The 17,436-nt window shown below is 35.6% G+C and carries 18 protein-coding genes and 4 tRNA genes; 17 read left to right on the forward strand and 5 right to left on the reverse strand.

What is annotated here, in order from left to right; translation table 11 throughout:
• Positions 1 to 76: 76 nt before the first annotated feature.
• The 3 genes from BOQ62_RS20435 to BOQ62_RS20445 all read right to left on the reverse strand — a co-directional run bounded on the left by BOQ62_RS20435 (position 77) and on the right by BOQ62_RS20445 (position 2,970).
• Positions 77 to 661, reverse strand: a complete 585-nt coding sequence (locus tag BOQ62_RS20435; protein WP_129042213.1) for a hypothetical protein — start codon at positions 659 to 661, stop codon at positions 77 to 79.
• A 1,146-nt stretch (positions 662 to 1,807) separates the two neighbouring features.
• Positions 1,808 to 2,194, reverse strand: coding sequence for an NUMOD4 domain-containing protein (locus BOQ62_RS20440; protein WP_164976808.1), 387 nt, complete (start codon positions 2,192 to 2,194; stop codon positions 1,808 to 1,810).
• A 92-nt stretch (positions 2,195 to 2,286) separates the two neighbouring features.
• Positions 2,287 to 2,970, reverse strand: coding sequence for an NUMOD4 domain-containing protein (locus tag BOQ62_RS20445; protein WP_129042215.1), 684 nt, complete (start codon positions 2,968 to 2,970; stop codon positions 2,287 to 2,289).
• Between the two features lie 403 nt (positions 2,971 to 3,373).
• Here BOQ62_RS20445 and BOQ62_RS20450 point away from each other — a divergent pair, with 403 nt between their 5' ends.
• From BOQ62_RS20450 to BOQ62_RS20460, 3 genes are all read left to right on the forward strand, one after another.
• Entirely contained in the window at positions 3,374 to 5,125 is a 1,752-nt protein-coding gene (locus BOQ62_RS20450) for an alkaline phosphatase D family protein (RefSeq protein ID WP_129042216.1), read from the forward strand.
• A gap of 97 nt (positions 5,126 to 5,222) precedes the next feature.
• Positions 5,223 to 5,918 (forward strand): hypothetical protein, encoded by a 696-nt coding sequence (locus tag BOQ62_RS20455; protein ID WP_129042217.1) that lies wholly within the window; start codon positions 5,223 to 5,225, stop codon positions 5,916 to 5,918.
• Between the two features lie 131 nt (positions 5,919 to 6,049).
• Complete coding sequence (locus BOQ62_RS20460) at positions 6,050 to 7,099, forward strand: MBL fold metallo-hydrolase (RefSeq protein WP_129042218.1); 1,050 nt, start codon at positions 6,050 to 6,052, stop codon at positions 7,097 to 7,099.
• Between the two features lie 91 nt (positions 7,100 to 7,190).
• Here BOQ62_RS20460 and BOQ62_RS23680 read toward each other — a convergent pair whose 3' ends face one another.
• Positions 7,191 to 8,030, reverse strand: coding sequence for a DUF4822 domain-containing protein (locus tag BOQ62_RS23680; RefSeq protein ID WP_228414405.1), 840 nt, complete (start codon positions 8,028 to 8,030; stop codon positions 7,191 to 7,193).
• A 238-nt stretch (positions 8,031 to 8,268) separates the two neighbouring features.
• On the opposite strand from BOQ62_RS23680, the gene BOQ62_RS20470 reads away from it, so the two are divergent.
• The 13 genes from BOQ62_RS20470 (at position 8,269) to BOQ62_RS20520 (ending at position 15,754) form a co-directional block, all read left to right on the forward strand.
• Positions 8,269 to 8,982, forward strand: a complete 714-nt coding sequence (locus BOQ62_RS20470) for a DUF434 domain-containing protein (protein WP_164976809.1) — start codon at positions 8,269 to 8,271, stop codon at positions 8,980 to 8,982.
• 3 nt (positions 8,983 to 8,985) lie between these two features.
• Positions 8,986 to 9,636 carry a hypothetical protein gene (locus BOQ62_RS20475; RefSeq protein WP_129042220.1) on the forward strand — a complete coding sequence of 217 codons (651 nt, stop codon included), beginning with the start codon at positions 8,986 to 8,988 and terminating at the stop codon, positions 9,634 to 9,636.
• A 174-nt stretch (positions 9,637 to 9,810) separates the two neighbouring features.
• Positions 9,811 to 11,175 carry an SDR family oxidoreductase gene (locus BOQ62_RS20480; protein WP_129042221.1) on the forward strand — a complete coding sequence of 455 codons (1,365 nt, stop codon included), beginning with the start codon at positions 9,811 to 9,813 and terminating at the stop codon, positions 11,173 to 11,175.
• 86 nt (positions 11,176 to 11,261) lie between these two features.
• A tRNA-Gly gene (locus BOQ62_RS20485) sits at positions 11,262 to 11,333 on the forward strand.
• A gap of 3 nt (positions 11,334 to 11,336) precedes the next feature.
• Positions 11,337 to 11,410, forward strand: a tRNA-Ala gene (locus tag BOQ62_RS22635).
• Positions 11,411 to 11,507: 97 nt separating this feature from the next.
• Positions 11,508 to 11,579 (forward strand) — tRNA-Pro (locus BOQ62_RS20490).
• A 22-nt stretch (positions 11,580 to 11,601) separates the two neighbouring features.
• On the forward strand, positions 11,602 to 12,123 hold the full coding sequence (locus BOQ62_RS20495) for a hypothetical protein (RefSeq protein ID WP_129042222.1): 522 nt from the start codon (positions 11,602 to 11,604) through the stop codon (positions 12,121 to 12,123).
• Complete coding sequence (locus BOQ62_RS20500) at positions 12,110 to 13,381, forward strand: hypothetical protein (protein WP_129042223.1); 1,272 nt, start codon at positions 12,110 to 12,112, stop codon at positions 13,379 to 13,381. The genes BOQ62_RS20495 and BOQ62_RS20500 overlap by 14 nt, the downstream gene beginning before the upstream one ends.
• Positions 13,378 to 13,839: a hypothetical protein gene (locus tag BOQ62_RS20505; protein WP_129042224.1), complete on the forward strand. Its 462-nt coding sequence runs from the start codon at positions 13,378 to 13,380 to the stop codon at positions 13,837 to 13,839. Before BOQ62_RS20500 ends, BOQ62_RS20505 begins: the two co-directional genes overlap by 4 nt.
• Complete coding sequence (locus BOQ62_RS22640; protein ID WP_164976810.1) at positions 13,803 to 14,039, forward strand: hypothetical protein; 237 nt, start codon at positions 13,803 to 13,805, stop codon at positions 14,037 to 14,039. Before BOQ62_RS20505 ends, BOQ62_RS22640 begins: the two co-directional genes overlap by 37 nt.
• A gap of 5 nt (positions 14,040 to 14,044) precedes the next feature.
• A tRNA-OTHER gene (locus tag BOQ62_RS20510) sits at positions 14,045 to 14,114 on the forward strand.
• 20 nt (positions 14,115 to 14,134) lie between these two features.
• The gene (locus BOQ62_RS20515; RefSeq protein ID WP_129042225.1) at positions 14,135 to 14,962 is read left to right on the forward strand and encodes an SIR2 family NAD-dependent protein deacylase; all 828 of its coding nucleotides are present in this window, start codon (positions 14,135 to 14,137) and stop codon (positions 14,960 to 14,962) included.
• Between the two features lie 6 nt (positions 14,963 to 14,968).
• Positions 14,969 to 15,754: a TatD family hydrolase gene (locus BOQ62_RS20520; RefSeq protein WP_129042226.1), complete on the forward strand. Its 786-nt coding sequence runs from the start codon at positions 14,969 to 14,971 to the stop codon at positions 15,752 to 15,754.
• A 52-nt stretch (positions 15,755 to 15,806) separates the two neighbouring features.
• On the opposite strand, the gene deoD is transcribed toward BOQ62_RS20520, so the two are convergent.
• Positions 15,807 to 16,517, reverse strand: coding sequence for a purine-nucleoside phosphorylase (gene deoD, locus BOQ62_RS20525; RefSeq protein ID WP_129042227.1), 711 nt, complete (start codon positions 16,515 to 16,517; stop codon positions 15,807 to 15,809).
• A 266-nt stretch (positions 16,518 to 16,783) separates the two neighbouring features.
• Between deoD and BOQ62_RS20530 the strand changes: the two genes are divergently transcribed.
• On the forward strand, positions 16,784 to 17,170 hold the full coding sequence (locus tag BOQ62_RS20530; RefSeq protein WP_129042228.1) for a VOC family protein: 387 nt from the start codon (positions 16,784 to 16,786) through the stop codon (positions 17,168 to 17,170).
• Positions 17,171 to 17,436 lie beyond the last annotated feature (266 nt).

Genomic DNA, 17,436 nt, shown 5'->3' on the forward strand with positions numbered 1-17,436 from the left:
AAGACAAATATATAACCAACAAAAATTAGTAAATTTATAAACCGAAAATCCTCCTTAAGGATTTAAACCAAAATGTCTAAGTTGGTTTGAAGACGTACACCCAAGTAATTTTATAGCAACCTACAACATCGGTCTGAACTCTTGAAGTAATGTTGATATTCAATTTATCAATGTCATAAATACTTATCTTTGACTTGATGTCTGTTGTTTCTCCTGAAATGAATTTCTGTTGTTGTTCTTTGGTTAAATCATACTGTATTAAAACCCCAGAAAAAGTATGGTCTGCGTTTTCCTTTACAATAAGATTTTCTGTTTTCCTGCTAAGGTAGGTTCTGGAAACGGGGAAGGTATAGGTTTTTACTCCGTTACTTTCGACTAATAAAGCTTGATTTGTTCCGATAATAGCTCCATCTAAAATTTCATTTTGTGCAGATTTTCCATCAATGCCGACATTCGCTTTATACCGGAATTTGGATTTTACATTTGTAAGCTCTTTTATTAGTGGCTTTTCCCTGTCAATCTGTTCTTTGCTGAGAATGGAAACTTTGTACTTTTGGTCTCCTGTTTTTTCTTCATTTAAAAAATCTTCACTCCGACATGAGTGTAAAATGGTGGTAAAGATTATCATTAATAATAACCATAAAATAAATTTGTTTTTCATTTTGTGTTAAAATTAAAATTTTTAGTTGTTAGTTTACCTAATGCAAATTATATAAAAATCATTATATCTCCACCATAGTGGAAATATTTTTGTGTTTCTTATTTACTGTATTGCAAATGTATATCTGCAAAGCGACAAAATGAAGTTGTCTATCCTGAATCAATTCTTGTTTTCATATTATGTTTTTTTCGTTAAATTGAGCTTATTTTTAACTACCATACTTACTATCTTAGGCAAAGCTATCACTGCATAGCGACAGACTGTGTCGTATTATAATTAAAAATGCATTTTTTATTTGAAATTATAAAAATAAGAAAGGCACAGAGCAGAAATCAATCCGTTAAAGAGGTACTGCGAAGAACCCGACAACCAGAAAGACTCCGCCCGTGCCCATATAAGAACATGGGCGTAAGCCTATCAAAATTTGGTTGTCAAAGAAGATTCGCAGTTTTCTTTAACCAATCTGACAGCTTACGCTTTTTTATTTCGTTAAAATCTTAGGTGCGAATATATAAATATTTTTTTAATCACAGATATGGGAAACCGTAAAATGGTATTGCTAAATAAATTGTTTCATGCATGTAGAGGTAAAGAAATTCCGTAAAAACATTTACTAATGGGAAAACACTAGAAAATATAAAACGCTCAAAATAGAAGGAAATAACACTTCAGAGGATAATTATTCCTTACGCATGAACAGATAGGGGGATATAGATTTTAGATGTTTTTTATTGCTGTTTCTTTTACGCGTGTAACAGATAGGGAGAAATTCGGATGAGGTCTTTATTTTAGGGTGTTTTTAAACTGACAATAACCTAAAATTATTAAAGAACTTTGGAACAAAAAAACTACCGAAGACCATTTAAATCTCAAGTAATCTTATATTAATGTTAGTTGGGAATTAATCCATTTCAAAGGCAAATAAATATTTGATTATTGAGGAAGAACTATTGATTGAACGTAATTAAATAATTATTCCAGTAGTTTTTCAGCCTTAAAATGGTATTAAAATAGTAATAAATGGTAATTTTTAAAAGCTATTTTTATGCACTAATTTTAGTAAGTATCCTTTATTCATAAGACACTTAAAGCATATTAATATTTTGAAAATACTCCATAGCCCCTTATGAAAAATTCAGATGCTATTTATTTTTTCAATAAAGAGTAGCATAATAAAAGCTTGGAAAAATTCAGATTCCATGATGGTACATTTTCATTAATTACAATCAATGTTTTATCATTCAAATCAAAAGGTTCTACAAAACAATAATACAGTAAACGCCCTATAATAGCTGTAACAGTTTTACCTTTATCATTAGTTAGCTTGCAATATAGATAATAGGGGGTATTTTTTCTATTGACATTAGCTTGTAAAAGTATCTGTTCTTTCAAAAGCTTTTTCTTTCCGGTGTAACCCCATCCACTTAGGCGTTTCACTCTACCTTTATTGGATATTACATATTGGTCTTCAAAACCTGATATTGGGATTGGCTTCCAATATTCTCCGGGAAGATTCTCAATGGATAAATTCATACACGGAGGCGGATTTTTTTTATTAATCCTTGGTTTTCCCAAGTTTTTCCAAAGAGTTTCATTAAATATTTTATTTGAAGTCGTTTTTATTCCTACCATTGAAAATCTTCTTCCACTGGTGGACTACTCAGCAAAAACCAACGAAACGATCCGGCAGTAAGAAAAACTTTATTGATTACATGCATAATCCTTTCACAGGAAATACCGAGTTTTCGTTCAGCCGAATAAATACTTTCATACTGTGCAATCAGCAGTCCATTAACATCATATTGGCTTACTGGCTGAGAATATAAAGCATTGATATTTTTAGCTCTGTCTGATCTATAAATTCTAAGACTCTCTTCCCTGACGGAAATTTTTTCCAAATTCCTGCAATGCATATGAAATCTATTATTATCCTTTGCTACTATAACAACAGTACGGTCATCCATATCAAATTTTTCAACAAAATGGTAATACACTAACCGTCCTAATGATTTTGTCTGAGACTTTCCTTCCTGTGAAAGTTTACATTGGAAGTTATAAGTGTAGCTTTGCTGGTAAATATTAAAATTTTTAGAATAGATAGGCTTCAGAATTCGGGTTGCCAATTTATATTCATGACCGAGCGGAGACCGGAACAAACGTTCGCAGCTCTTTACTCTTCCATAGTTAGAGATTTCATAATTTTCAAAACCTTCAATGGTCTTCCATTTTTCATCAGGAAGATCTTTTAAAGACTTATTATAAAGAACATTCTTTAGGTATTTATCTTCTATTTCATGGAATAAATTCATGGGTTGAATTATTTTTACAGATAGGTATTTATTTGTGTATTAGTAAATATAAAAAAAGAAAAAGAATGTGCATCCATTTCGATGTATTTTGAAAAAAATAAGCTGTCTCTTTAGCGTGTTAACTTCGTCCGTATCCGGTTATCAGCATGAATAGCGAAAGAATAATTTTTTTAGTCATGTAGTTTGATCATCATTATTAGTGTAGTGAATGTAATAAAAAGCAGAATAACTTTTTAAAAACATTTATACAATTTTTCATTCTTATTTTCTTAAAAAGAGACATTTTGCAAAGTCTGAATTTCCTATGTATAACATTAAACATTTGTTTAAAAAACCATAAAATACATTTAAAATTCAGTTAACAACTTTCTTCCTGGTATACCGTTGCTTTGCAAAAAAAGTAATGATGGAAAACAACAACCAATTCAACAGGAGAAGATTTCTTAAAAATTCACTATTAGCTGCAGGAGGAATTTTCATTGCTCCTTTAATTGAAAGCTGCACCGATGATTTTACTGAAAACGGAAATGCTCCAGATGATCTCAAAAACGGAGGTTTTGAATCCGGAGTGGCAAGCTTTGACCCAAGTTCAACAGGAATCATTATCTGGACCCGATATTCAAAAGGAACTGATGCAGAAATTACCTGGGAAATCAGTAAAAACAGTAACTTTTCAGAAGTGGTAAGGAGAGGTCAGGCCAATGCCACGGTAGTCAATGACTTTACAGTAGCAGTAGATGTTCAGAATATTTCTTCCAACACAAAATATTATTATAGATTTTATAACAGTAAAACAAAAGAAGTCAGCGTAATAGGCGAAACACTTACTTTACCCTCGAAATCAGATACTGTAAGTGAGGTGAAAATGGCAGTGGTTTCCTGTTCTAATTTTCCTGCCGGTCTTTTTAACGTGTATGGAGCCATTGCAAAATCCGAAGCTGATGTCGTAGTACATCTTGGAGACTATATTTATGAATATGCTCCTGGGCAATATGGAACAAATCCTTATACGAATCCGCTGGGAAGAACACATCTTCCTGCAAAGGAAATTCTTAATCTTAGTGATTACAGAGAGCGATACAGACAGTATAGGGGAGACAAAAATCTGCAGCTTCTTCACCAGAAAAAGCCGTTCATCTGTGTTTGGGATGATCATGAATTTGCCAATGATACCTATAAATCCGGGGCAGAAAATCATCAGCCTAATGAAGGAGACTTTCAGGCAAGAAAAATGGCAGCTTTTCAGGCGTACAGCGAATATATTCCTCTTAAAACGGGGAAAGATATGAGAATTTACAGAAGTTTCAATTTCGGAAATATCGTTTCTCTTTATATGATGGATACAAGAGTGATTGCCAGAGATAAGCAAATGGAGTATTCCGATTATCTGGATAATGCAGGGAATTTTAACCAGGTACAATTTAAAACTGATTTCTTAAGTACGAACAGAAAACTGATAGGAAGCGATCAGATGTCATGGCTGGGTTCTCAGATCAACAGTGATACAGCAAAATGGAAAGTACTTGGACAACAGATTTTAATGACTAAAATGATGGTTCCAGCTGAATTACTAATGCTTTTGAATCAGATTCTGGCGGAAATAAAGCAACATGGAAGTGCACAACCAGCCACCATACAGGCTCTTCAGAATACCATTACACAGTTGATTATCTTAAAAACAAGATACAAACAGCAGGATCCTACCTTGACACCTCAGGAAATTGCCAGAATTACAACTACTTTACCTTATAATTTAGATGCATGGGATGGATATTTCATGGAAAGAGAACAGCTTTATTCCATTCTTGCGGGAAAAAATGTCGTAGTGTTGGCAGGAGATACTCATAATGCCTGGTTAGGGAAACTAACTGATGCTCAGGGCAAATTTATCGGAACAGAACTCGCTTGCAGTTCCGTTTCGTCTCCAGGTCTTGAAGGATATCTGGGAATCAGCGCAGATCCTACAAAAGCAATAGAACTGGCGCAGGCATTTTCATTACTGATTGATGATTTGGATTATGCCAATCTTTATAAAAGAGGATATCTGCACGTGAAATTTACTTTAGGAAGCTCAGTGGCAGAATGGAGATTTGTAGACAATATCATTTCAGATACTTATAATGTAAATACAGAAAAAACCTATACGATTTCATAGTTTCAATTATCATATCTTATTTTCAATGTAGTGAAAAGAGTCATGGTGTGCCACTGTGGCTCTTTTGTATTATTTAGTTTTTTCGTATCTTGAACAGATGGGAGAGGATGTAAGAAAAGAATTTTTACCGTTGGTTTCTAAAACATGGTGGTTTATGACATGGCTGACCAGGACTTTTGGGATGCTTTTATTGTTGGTAGCGTTTCTGCTGATATTAGGACTACCCATGGTGTTGAGTAATAAAGTTGTATTATTTATTATTGTAGCAATAGTTTATTATCCGGCTCTTGCTTTTGGCCTGTATCGCTTTATTCTTTATCAGAAGAAAATCAGAAAAAGAGTGGTCAGGAAGATCGTGGTTGATGATCTGGGTATTCATTATGAAAGAGCGGACGGAACCATAGATGAAATTCTTTATAGTAACCTTGAAAAATATTACTTTTCAGATGAATATGATGTAAGTGTCACTCCCAGAAGAAAAACTTACGTACTGCAGGTATATGAAAATGGCTCTGTAAAAGAGGTAGATTTTGACGGAATGGAGGCAGGCTACACTTCCTATATTGGAAACTTGAAAACCTTACGCAGAAGATATATCCAGGGAATTGTGTACTTTAGACCAGACGTGCGTATCAATCCATGGGTTTATGATGTTTACTATATTAACCCTGTTGATTTTACATTCGATCATAAAAAATTTTGGATAGCATTAGGACAGACTTTTGCTATAATGATTGTATGCTGTTTAATATTAGGAGCGATTATGCTTGGATTGGTAAAATGGCTTTTTTAAGAACAATTCCTTTTCGTTTTATTTTCGCATCTCTAAATCTTATGCTTATATTTATTTTAAAATAAGATTTGCCAGCCAATACAATAGAGATCATTTCTTTAAAAACCAGGGCTGGATTTAAAATTAAAAGGATGAAAAATTTAAAAAAGCAGCTTGGGCAGTTTCCCGATGAAAAAAGAAAAGAGTACTTCAATACACTTCCCAATTATCTCAACGGAAGATTTCAGAATATATTAGAAACTCCGGCTTTATTAGAAGGCGAAAGTATGACCAAATTACTTCTTCAAAGCCTTTGTAAAGTAGAAAATACATCACCCAAAACAGCGCTTCCTTTTATGGTGAGCGATCTTAAGAATCTTAAGCCGGAAGAAAATGTTTTGGTGTGGTTCGGGCACAGCTCCTATTTCATACAGGTGGATGGAAAGAAATTTCTAATAGACCCCGTTTTCAGTGGCAATGCATCTCCAATGCCCGGTTCTATAAAAGCTTTTCAGGGAGCCGATTATTACAAGCCGGAACATATGCCGGATATAGACTTCCTCCTTATCTCCCATGATCATTGGGATCATCTGGATTATAAAACCGTTCAGGAACTAAAAGATAAAGTAGGTAAAGTTATTTGCGGCTTGGGAACCGGACAGCATTTCGAATATTGGGGCTGGAGTTTTGATACCATTATTGAAAAAAACTGGTGGGAAAGCATAGATATTGCAGAAGGCTTCAGAATTACACTTACTCCGGCAAGACACTTTTCCGGAAGATTACTGAACCGTAATATCTCACTCTGGACTTCCTTTGTGTTAAAAACACCCACGAAAAATCTGTTTTTAGGCGGTGACAGCGGTTATGGAAATCATTTTACAGAGATTGGAGAAAAATATGGGCCATTTGATTTAGCCATCATGGAAAACGGACAGTATAACGAAAAGTGGCCTTATATTCACACTTTGCCAGATCAGCTGATGCCAGAAATCAAAGAATTGAAAGCCAAAAACTTTATTCCGGTACATAATTCCAAATTTAAGCTGGCACAGCATACCTGGTACGAACCTTTGGAGCAGGCCTCAAAACATGCAGAAGAAAATAATATTTCGATAACCCTTCCTATGATCGGAGAAAAAGTAAATCTGGATCAGCTGGGAACCGTAACCTGGAAAAAATGGTGGGAAGCGTATAAATAATGAATTATAAACAGCATATTCCTGTTAATTTTAAAATATAAAACCTGCCCATCACTGAGCAGGTTTCTTCCTTCTTATCAAAAAATAATCACTACAAAGGCTCCTTATGGTTAACCTTAGTATGAATAATATCGTAAAATACAGCTGGGTTAGCAGCATCAGGGGTAATTCTGTAAGTAAATGTTGTTTCATTCAAAACCAGAATATCCACAACACGTGTGAATGTAGGGGTAGTCAATGTTCTCTTTTTACCGTCAGGAGAAATAGACCATGTTCCTTCAGATCTCAACACATCATTTAACCCGAAAATTTTAAAAGTTCCGTTTGCCTTGAAGTAAGAATATCCCACAAATCCGGCTACACTGGCATCAGCTAAAGGTACATTATTTCCGCTTTTATCCTTTGCGCCAGTTGTTTCCCATGGAGTAGAAGCAAGAGCAAGCTGCCCGTTCGTTGGTTCAGCATGAGAACTTCTTGTATGGATGATGTCATAATAAACAGATTGATCACTGGAGTTAGGACGGATTCTGTACGTGAATTCATTTCTATTCAAAACAAGAATCTCCACATCACGAGTGAAAATAGTGGTCCCATCCGGATTCAATGCGGCAATAGTTCTGGTTTTTCCCTGTGCATCTACAGACCATGTTCCCATAGATCTCAAAATATCTGTAAGGTTATAAATAGCAAATTTTCCATCTGCTTTGAAATAAGCAAAGCCTGCATATCCGGCTACGCTTGCATCAGTAAGAGCTACATTATTTCCATTTTTATCTTTGGCTCCGGTAGTTTCCCATGGAGTAGAAGACAGTACCTGCGAGGGAGTCTGCTGTTCAAAAACAATTTCATTATCATCATTTGAACATGAAATGAAAGAAGCTGATAGCAACATTGCTGCAGACAGATAACATAATTTTTTCAGTGTATTCATAAGGGTATTTTTTTAAGTCTTTGCAAACTTATTCCTAATAAATATCAATGCGTTGTACGAAATATCTCTTTTGTTGTAGAAAACATAACAGATCACCAATTAGAATGAGAAAAATAATAACATTGACAAATTTCTCTATCAAAGGTATACAATTCCTCTCCCTTGGAGGGGTGGCAAAAATTCAAAGAATTTTTGACGGGGTGGTTTCTAACATCCACTAAAAACTCTATTTTTGAGCATGAATAACAGAAACCGTGGAAAAAATACAGGTGATGATACCCTGTTCGGCTCAGAGAAACAGATCGGCAAGCTGAAACTGGCAGTTGAAGACATGCATTACCTGCTGAGCAGAGAATATCCGGAAAAAGCGGCTTCTGATCTTGTAGGAAACAGATATAGATTGAAAACCCGTCAGATACAAGCTTTGAGGGGAGCATCTGCATCCGTTGCTCAGCTTCAAAACAGACGGTTGAAACGGTTGGAAGCCACAGATTTAAAAGAAAAAACTATTTATCTTGATGGTTTTAATGTTTTGATTCTGCTGGAAAGTCTGCTTTCCGAAGCTTATATTTTTGAAGGACTGGATGGCTGCATTCGTGATCTTTCCGGTGTCCACGGAACTTATAAAAGAGTTAATCAAACTCTAAGAGCAGTAGAACTCATTGCTTCTTTTTATCAAAAAAATCAGATTCATCAACTGGTATGGGTCTTTGATAAACCGGTTTCCAATAGTGGACGAATTAAACAGATTATACTGGAGTTTGCTGAAAAGCATCAGCTCAATTGGGAAGGCGATCTGCAATACAATCCGGATAAATTTCTGGCAGAAAGTTCAGAACTTATTATTTCCTCCGATGCCTGGATTCTCGATCACTGTAAAGAATGGTTTAATCTGATCGGATATCTGATCGCAGAAGAAAATCTTCCTGTTAACCTGATCAAAATGAAATAAAATATGAATCTGTTCGATCCCTATATTACTTTGTTTTCCGAAACATGGAAAAATCAATACAAAGCCCTTTTATCAAAAGAACACCTTGAGAATCTGGAAAAAAATATTCACAGATTTAAGGACAATACTTTAGAATGGGATTTTCCTTATTTTAATGAAGAAATAAAGATCAACAGACAGGAAAGCTTTGAAAAATTTACAGTGATTTTTGAAAGTAGTGATTCAGATGAGGTAAAAGCCAAAATGCTGGAAACCATTTCAATTGAACATTGGCTTAACATTTTAGGACAACGGCTGACCTCAGCAAGTATCCGTGATGAAAGTGCCATTCCACCTTTGAAGGCTATGTTGATCAATGCCTGCAAAGAACCCTTCAACAATGAAATTACGATTGCACAGAGAGCATGGGAAAAACACATTGGGAGGATGGATGATGATTTCTGGGGAGAAATCAAAGGAAACAATCAGCAGAAACAGGAAAAAGTAATGGCAAAAATCAAAGATATTCTTGAAAATAAAACATGGTGGAATGTTTTCTTCCATTACAAACATGAACTGGTTTTTGAAGTCCGGGAAAAAGAAGGTCATGGAATACGTTGGAGCCACGGAGGAACAAAATTGATAGGTTTTCTGGAAAAATTCATCAATGAATAAAACACAAGTATCTGCGCAATCTGCAGGAAAATAAAAACGCTTGCAGATGATGTAGTTTTTTACCATCAAAACTATTTCAACTTTTTTGTTTTTTTCGTTTTTTTTCACCTTCTTTTTTACTGCGTAAAAACATTGCGCACCATGCTTCTAGTTTTGCATCATAAAACAGAAGCTATGAATCAATCAGAACAAAAATTTTCAGCCGAAGAATGGGAAACATGTCTCAAGGTTCTTAATACCTTGAAAGAAACACCTTTCCTGAATCCTGATAACAAAACATTTTCAGGACTGATTACAAAAATTCATAAAAACGCCAAAAGACAAAGCCGTCATGAAAACTATTCTGAGATGAAATCTCATGATCTGGCGGTAAATTCCAATGCTGTATTGATGCAAAAAGCATTGTCTGGTGTTTCTGCTTTTTATGATGATGAAAAAGAAGAAGTTCAACTCACAAAACTTCAAATTCCCAAAAACTGCTACTGCTGTAACCAAAGTTATCAGTATGCCCATTCTTTCTATTCCAGATTGTGCCCTGTATGCGCCGGAGAAAACTATGAAAAACGTTTTGAGACGGCTGATCTTACAGGAAGAAACGTAATTCTGACAGGAGGAAGAGTGAAGGTAGGTTTTGCTACTGCATTGAAGGTGTTGAGAAACGGGGCCAATTTGGTTTTGACAACCCGTTTTCCGGCACTGGCTATGGAGCTTATTCAGCAGGAAGCAGATTATGAAAACTGGAAAGACAGACTTTGGATATATGGACTGGATCTTAGAAATCTGAAGGCAATTCAGGATTTTATTGATTTTTATAAGTTGAATTTTGATACGCTGGATATTCTGATCAATAATGCCGCTCAGACGATAAAATACCCTGATGAATATTATTTGCCGATTATAAAACGTGAAAAAGAAAAGCTGATAGCATTTAAAAATATTCCTACGCTGATCCCGAATCAAACGGAAATTTCAAGTGAAACAGCAAAATTGGAATATGCACATAATGAAGAAACTCAGGTAGCACTTACCCGTTTTGGACAGCCGGTGGATAACAGAGAAAAGACAAGTTGGAATTCTACTCTGGAGGAAGTTTCTATGTTTGAATTGGTAGAGGTGAATCTCATCAATCATATTGCCCCTTATTTTCTGATCAAAGAGTTGAAACCATTGATGAAGAACTCAGTATTTAAAGAAAAGTTTATCATCAATGTTACTTCATCAGAAGGAATTTTCAGCTACGAAAATAAGACGGTTTTTCACCCACACACCAATATGACAAAAGCAGCTCTGAATATGATGACACTGACATCTGCAAAAGAATTTGAAAATGATCAGATTTATATGAGTGCCGTAGATGTAGGATGGATTTCCACAGGAGCGAAGGAAAGCCTTAGAAAGAAACAGTTTGAGATGGGATACATTCCGCCGCTGGATTCAGTGGATGGAGCAGCCAGAATTCTGCATCCCGTTGTAGAAGGAATAAAAGGAAATTACTTCAGTGGAGTTTTATTGAAAAATTATAAAGTTCATACCTGGTAAAATCCATACGGAGATAATAGTAATAATGGAAAAATACATTTTGCTAAAATGAGTTGCAGGTTCGATTCCTGCTTATCTCCCAATCAGAAACGGTAGTTCAAAGGAAGAACGCTGACCTTCCAAGTCAGAGGTTGCGGGTTCAATTCCCGCCCGTTTCACAGAAGTACATAGTTCAAAAGGAGAAGAATACGTCCTCAGCACGGACGAGCTGCAGGTTCAAATCCTGCTGTACTTCCAATATAAACAATGGAGATAATAGTTTAACGGAAAAATGATTCCCTGCCCGGAATTGATGCACGTTCGAATCGTGCTTATCTCCCTAATCAGAAAGTCAGAGCAGTAGCTTAACTCGGAAAAGCATATCCATGGAGGATAGGTTGCCGGTTCGATCCCGGTCTGTTTGGCTTTCATTTTAAAAATAATACCATGCTTAAAGATTTATTGATTTTTTTGAACATTATTAAAGAAGTAAAAGTTCCTGTACCCATGCAGTGGCAGGAAAGAAAACCTGTAGAAAGATTCGTGACACCAAGAGTTTCTAAAACAGAATGGGTCAGAGAACCGGAAGTGGTTTCTATGGAAAGTACACAGGAATCTTTTGAAAATATAACCGTAACCAAAAATGAAGATATACCGGAATACTTTTCAACAGGAAGAGAAAGGAAAAGTAACAGAAACTATCTGAACAGAATTAATAATCTGGCAGAATATACAAAAGGTTATAAAGAATACTGTCTGGAGAAAACAAGCAATCAGCATATGCTGAAAGCAGAAGACTATCATATCTATGCTAAAAACGGAACTACAGAAACATTCCTGATTGCAAAAGATGCTTTCATAACCCATAATGAACATAAAATGCTGCGAATAGAAAGCGATTGCTTTGTAAAATATATCCAGCAGGAATATAACCCCATAACTCAAATGATAGAAAATGCATACGACTGATACCATACGACGATATAAAATATTCTCCGAAGAAGACTGGAAGGAGATTGTTTTTGATGAACATGCTTTGATAGAGGTATATGCTAAAGACATGACCTTTCACTGCACCGAAATTGTAGGAAGCTTGCTTTTGCGTGGCGAAGGCTGCCATTTTCCGGAACTTAAACACATCAAAGGAAATCTTTCTATTGATGCCCCCAATTGTGAAATTCCACTTCTTGAAACGGTGGAAGGACATTTTAAAATGCATTGCTATACCCAGCTGGATCAGCTTAAAAAAGTAAGCGGTCATTTTAAGTGTATCATCAGCTGTACCTTTAAAAACCTGGAAATAATCGGTGGATATGTTTCTGTAAAAAATACAAAAGTATATACTAAGAACGGAGAATTGCTGAAAACTCGGGTAGTGATTCCTGTTCATTACCAGTTTCAGGCCGATGCCCTTCTGAAAGACGGGATTTTTGATATCAATATCCTGGGAAGCAATATTGTTATTCCTCATCGGGAAATCCGTGGTAAGATTAATGTTGTAGGAGCCAATATCTCATTCCCGAACCTTGAATTTGTTCATGGTTTGCTTAGAATAAGATGTGAATACCATGCCGGACATAAATTTACCCATCATTTTCCGGAGCTGAAGAAAGTGATTGGTAATCTGAAACTTGAAAATACGGGCGTTTTATTTCCCGCACTTCAGGAAGCCAGCGGAAGCATTCATCTGGAAAACGGTTGTGATGTTACTTTTAAAGCATTGGAAAAATCCGGAAATATCACCATTAATGGCGGAAGTAAAGCGGGTTTTCCGGTTTTGACTGATATCAACGGAAGCTTCCAGTATAACGGTTCTGAAACCTGTTATCTGCATGCTCTTCAACGGGTAAAGGGTGTTTTCAACAACTATAATACAATTGCTTCTGACATTGTTGAGGTAGGAGATCTGATTCTTCATAAAAATAATAGTTTTGAACATCTTCAAAAAATTAACGGAAAAATTCAGGTTCCCTATCATGCAGAATGCACTGTGAATTTTAAATCATTGGAATACTTAGGAGAATTGGACGACGGAGGTTTGCATGGATTGGGTTTTCCGGCTTTAAAAGAGATCAATCATTATTTGTACGGTACGCATTATAATTTTGAGCATCTGGCAAATAATGTTTATTTTAAAATAAATAACAACCTTTATCTTACCAAAGACCAGGTCATCATTTCAAGGATGCATTTCCATTTTATTTTTCAGGAAAAAAGGCATCCTTGAGAAAACTTGTAGCGATACTAAAACTGAGACACAGCAGCTTTCAGAATTTTGAGACCCGTGAATATAAAAGGCAATGGGAGAATTTTGAAACTCCGTTCTTTACACAGATCTTAGATAAAATTGAAAGTCTTTGGGATGAGGTAGAGCCCATGAAGTATGAAGAGTTCTTTAACACAGAAGACCGTAATTTTAAGCTTTTCTGCTTCAGTTATTATGGAGTAGGAAATCTGATGGAAAAACTGGAAGCTCAAAAAATCAATGAAAAGGAAATTGAAGTTGATTACATCGAATATGATAAAAATGGTAACCAGAAGCTAATAAAGAAAACCAACCGTTATGAAGTTCACGAAGTTGAAAATCAGAAACTGGGAATGTTTGTTTGGGGTGGAAGACAGCAATATTCTTATGCAGTAAAATGCTGGTGTCCTTCCACAAAAAGGAACACTGGTTATGGATAGAGCAGGAATATAAAGATGATGCTTTGACAGCCATTGCATCTACTTTCAGAATACATCATAATCTGATCCCATATATAAAATGCTTAAAAAGACAAGGAGATCTGCTTATCTGCGAATTAAAGGAAAAAATAGCTCCAGCCGGAGAAATAAGACCTTTGACAGCCTCAGAATATTTTCATCTCCTGAGAGCAGAAACTTAAAATCGGAAACAGTAGTTTAACTGGAAAAACCTTCCACTCAAAGGAAAGTCGTCGGTTCAAACCCGGCCTGTTTCTATTTTTTTAAACTAAAAATCATGAAAGAATTAGAATCAATTTTACATACCATAATCAAAGAGAAAAAAGGATATATTACTTTCCTTACCGGAGCCGGAATTTCTGCGGAAAGCGGGCTTCCAACATATCGCTCTATTGATGGAATCTGGATTAAAGGAACCAAATATCACCGTCCGGAAGAATTCGGAACATTAAAATATTTCAGAAAGGAAACAGAAGAGGTCTGGCAGTACAATCTTTTCTGGAAAAAACTTATTGCTGAAGCTCAACCCAACGAGGGGCATCTTGCGCTGGCGGAAATTGAAAATCTTTTGGGTGACAGATTTAAATTAATTACCCAGAATGTGGACGGTCTTCATCAAAGAGCAGGAACCCAAAAGGTCTACGAGATCCACGGAAACAAGCAGAAAGTACGCTGCTCAAAAGAATGCAGTGAACCTATTGACTTTCCGGAAAGTGTAAAGCAGAAAGAGTATACTGAAGATCTTACCCCGGAAGATATTGACGGTTTGAAATGTGAAAAATGCGGAAGCTGGCTAAGACCTCATACTTTGTGGTTTGATGAAAGCTATAATGAAAAATATTACTATTTTGATACCGCTTATGATATTGCTGATCATACGGATATTTTGTTTGTCATCGGAACTTCAGGATCTACGGCATTGCCTGTCAATATAGTAGAAACAGTAAAAATAAGAGCCAAATGGATTGTCCTGGTCAACCCTGAAAGTGATACCTATTTCGATTATATTCTGAAAGGAAGCAAAACACTTTATTCAATTCGGGAAAGCAGTACATCAGCATTACCAGAGTTAAAAACAATAATTCAAGAAATAATAAAAAAGTAAAAAAAAATGAACACTTACATTGATATTGGCATTAATCTGACCAATAAACAGTTCTATAATGAACACGAAGAAATTATCAACCGAGCCTTAGATCATGGTGTTGAACATATGATTCTCACCGGAACCAGCATCAGAGGAAGCAAAGAATCTGCAGAAATTGCAGAAGAATATCCAGAAATTTTGTTTTCAACAGCCGGAATTCATCCTCACGATGCCAAATCTTTTAACGAACAAAGCATCAGCGAACTCAGGAAACTATTGAAACAGGATCATGTAATCTCAGTAGGAGAGTGCGGATTGGATTTCGACCGTGATTTTTCTCCAAGACCTATACAGGAAAAATGTTATCAGGCACAGCTGGAACTCGCTGTAGAAGTGAATAAACCCCTTTTTCTTCATGAAAGATCAGCGTTCAAAAGATTTAATGACATCACAGATGATTATCTTTCAAAGTTACCTGAAGCTGTAGTACACTGCTTTACCGGAACGTTGAACGAAGCAAAGACTTATCTTGATAAAGGATTTTATTTAGGATTTACAGGCGCTATCAGTGATGAAAAAAGATTTAAACATCTCGAAGACGTTATCAAATACGTACCTCTTGACAGAATGATGATTGAGACAGATGCTCCTTTTATGCTTCCGAAAAACATGCCCAGAATGCAGAACAGGCGAAACGAACCTTCATTCTTACCTTATGTAGCACAAACAATTGCGTATCTGAAGAAGATCAGCATTTCTGAAGTGGCGGACGAGACCACAGAAACTACCAGAAATTTTTTCAGACTATAAAAAAGAGCTCTACTGATCCAGTGAAGCTCTTTTTTTATAATTAATTTGTCTCTTACAAACTCTTTATAGCCGATTCCAAAGCCAGTTCCATCATTGGATTCAAAGCTTTTTCTCTTTCATCAGCAGAGATTTTCTCGTGTGTTGGGATAATATCCGTTACCGTAAGAATAGTCGCTGCATTTTTTCCTAAATGCTGGGCATTAGCAAATAAACCGAAAGCTTCCATTTCTACTGCAGGACAGTTGTATTTGGTAGCAATTTCCGGAGTGTCAGGATCTTTTCTGTAGAAAATATCACTACTGTGAATATTGATTGCCTTAGCATTTAAAGATAAATCTTTAGCCGTTTCATTGATAGTGTTAAAGATATTCCCCTGGTGAGAAAGGATTTCTTCTTCAATTCCCCATGCATATTTAGCGTAAGTACTTTCGCTGGCCGCTTTATCGATATTTAAAATATCAAAAAGTTTAAGATCTGTATTGTAAGCACCACAAGTCCCAATTCTGATAATCGTATCTACTTCATATTCTGTGAACAGCTCAAAAGAATAGATTCCAATACTTGGGAAACCCATTCCACTTGCTCCTACAGTAATTTCTTTCCCTTTATAAAGACCTGTATAATAAAAAATACCTCTGGTTTTGCTTACCAGTTTTGCATTTTCTAAATAATTTTCAGCAATATACTGTGCACGAAGCGGATCCCCCGGCTGCAATACTACTTTAGCAATTTCTCCCTTTTTTGCACTGATGTGAATACTCATAATGTTTTTTTGAATGGGACAAAGATAATAACTTTTAGTTTTTCCGGTTATTACGATAATAGAAACAATGGAGCCATCTCTTGTCTACACAATGTATAAAATGTTATTAATAAATGTTTTAAATGAAATTTTAGATGAAGTATTTTGTATGAATCAAAAAAATAAGATGGTAAATACAGAACAACAAAAGAATAATGTGGAGCAGGTATTGTGAAAGCAGTCCGGCTACTTTTGCAGAAGTAAATATTTAAAATTTTAAAAATGAAATTGAGCACATTGCCATTTGGGTGAAAAATCTTGAAAAATCCAGAGCATTCTATCAGAAATATTTTGGAGCGGTGTCTAATGAAAAATACCATAATCCGGTTAAAAATTTTCAATCCTATTTTTTAAGCTTTGAGAATGGCTGCCGCCTTGAAATTATGACCAAGTCGGATATTAAAGAAAGTGAAAACTCTTACGAATCCCAGCAGTACGGAATCATTCACCTTGCATTTTCTGTGGATAACAAACAAAAAGTAGATGAGCTTACCGAAACATTAAGAAAAGATGGATTTACTGTTGCGGGAGAACCTCGTACCACGGGAGACGGCTATTATGAAAGCGTAATCCTTGATCCGGAAAATAATATCATTGAAATTGTATCACAGTAAGTCATTGCGAGAAGCTTTCGCGACGAAGCAATCTTTATAGTAATGAATACATAATTTTAAACCTTATAGGTTTTTAAAACCTATAAGGTTTAGATTGTAAGATTTATTTGGCTGGAAATCTCAGATTTTCTTGCGCCTTAAAGCAGTATATTATTAAATTTCTTTGCGCCCTTTAGTTTGTATTATAAAGTTTTTTGAATTACGTAAATTAACTTTATAGTATTAATTAATCCACAAGAAACAGGGTGAATCATTAAGCGCCAAAG

Origin of the sequence: Chryseobacterium sp. CH21 (genome assembly GCF_004119445.1) — a bacterium.
GTDB lineage: Bacteria > Bacteroidota > Bacteroidia > Flavobacteriales > Weeksellaceae > Chryseobacterium.

Bases quoted from the DNA above. Each gene is read 5' to 3' on its own strand.
- BOQ62_RS20475 (WP_129042220.1), top strand. From the start codon at position 8,986: ATGAATCTGTTCGATCCCTATATTACTTTGTTTTCCGAAACATGGAAA.
- BOQ62_RS23680 (WP_228414405.1), bottom strand. From the start codon at position 8,030: ATGAATACACTGAAAAAATTATGTTATCTGTCTGCAGCAATGTTGCTA.
- deoD (WP_129042227.1), bottom strand. From the start codon at position 16,517: ATGAGTATTCACATCAGTGCAAAAAAGGGAGAAATTGCTAAAGTAGTA.
- BOQ62_RS20455 (WP_129042217.1), top strand. From the start codon at position 5,223: ATGGGAGAGGATGTAAGAAAAGAATTTTTACCGTTGGTTTCTAAAACA.
- BOQ62_RS20515 (WP_129042225.1), top strand. From the start codon at position 14,135: ATGAAAGAATTAGAATCAATTTTACATACCATAATCAAAGAGAAAAAA.
- BOQ62_RS20500 (WP_129042223.1), top strand. From the start codon at position 12,110: ATGCATACGACTGATACCATACGACGATATAAAATATTCTCCGAAGAA.
- BOQ62_RS20520 (WP_129042226.1), top strand. From the start codon at position 14,969: ATGAACACTTACATTGATATTGGCATTAATCTGACCAATAAACAGTTC.
- BOQ62_RS20495 (WP_129042222.1), top strand. From the start codon at position 11,602: ATGCTTAAAGATTTATTGATTTTTTTGAACATTATTAAAGAAGTAAAA.
- BOQ62_RS20445 (WP_129042215.1), bottom strand. From the start codon at position 2,970: ATGAATTTATTCCATGAAATAGAAGATAAATACCTAAAGAATGTTCTT.
- BOQ62_RS20470 (WP_164976809.1), top strand. From the start codon at position 8,269: ATGAATAACAGAAACCGTGGAAAAAATACAGGTGATGATACCCTGTTC.
- BOQ62_RS20450 (WP_129042216.1), top strand. From the start codon at position 3,374: ATGATGGAAAACAACAACCAATTCAACAGGAGAAGATTTCTTAAAAAT.
- BOQ62_RS20480 (WP_129042221.1), top strand. From the start codon at position 9,811: ATGAATCAATCAGAACAAAAATTTTCAGCCGAAGAATGGGAAACATGT.
- BOQ62_RS20435 (WP_129042213.1), bottom strand. From the start codon at position 661: ATGAAAAACAAATTTATTTTATGGTTATTATTAATGATAATCTTTACC.
- BOQ62_RS20460 (WP_129042218.1), top strand. From the start codon at position 6,050: ATGAAAAATTTAAAAAAGCAGCTTGGGCAGTTTCCCGATGAAAAAAGA.
- BOQ62_RS20440 (WP_164976808.1), bottom strand. From the start codon at position 2,194: ATGAATTTATCCATTGAGAATCTTCCCGGAGAATATTGGAAGCCAATC.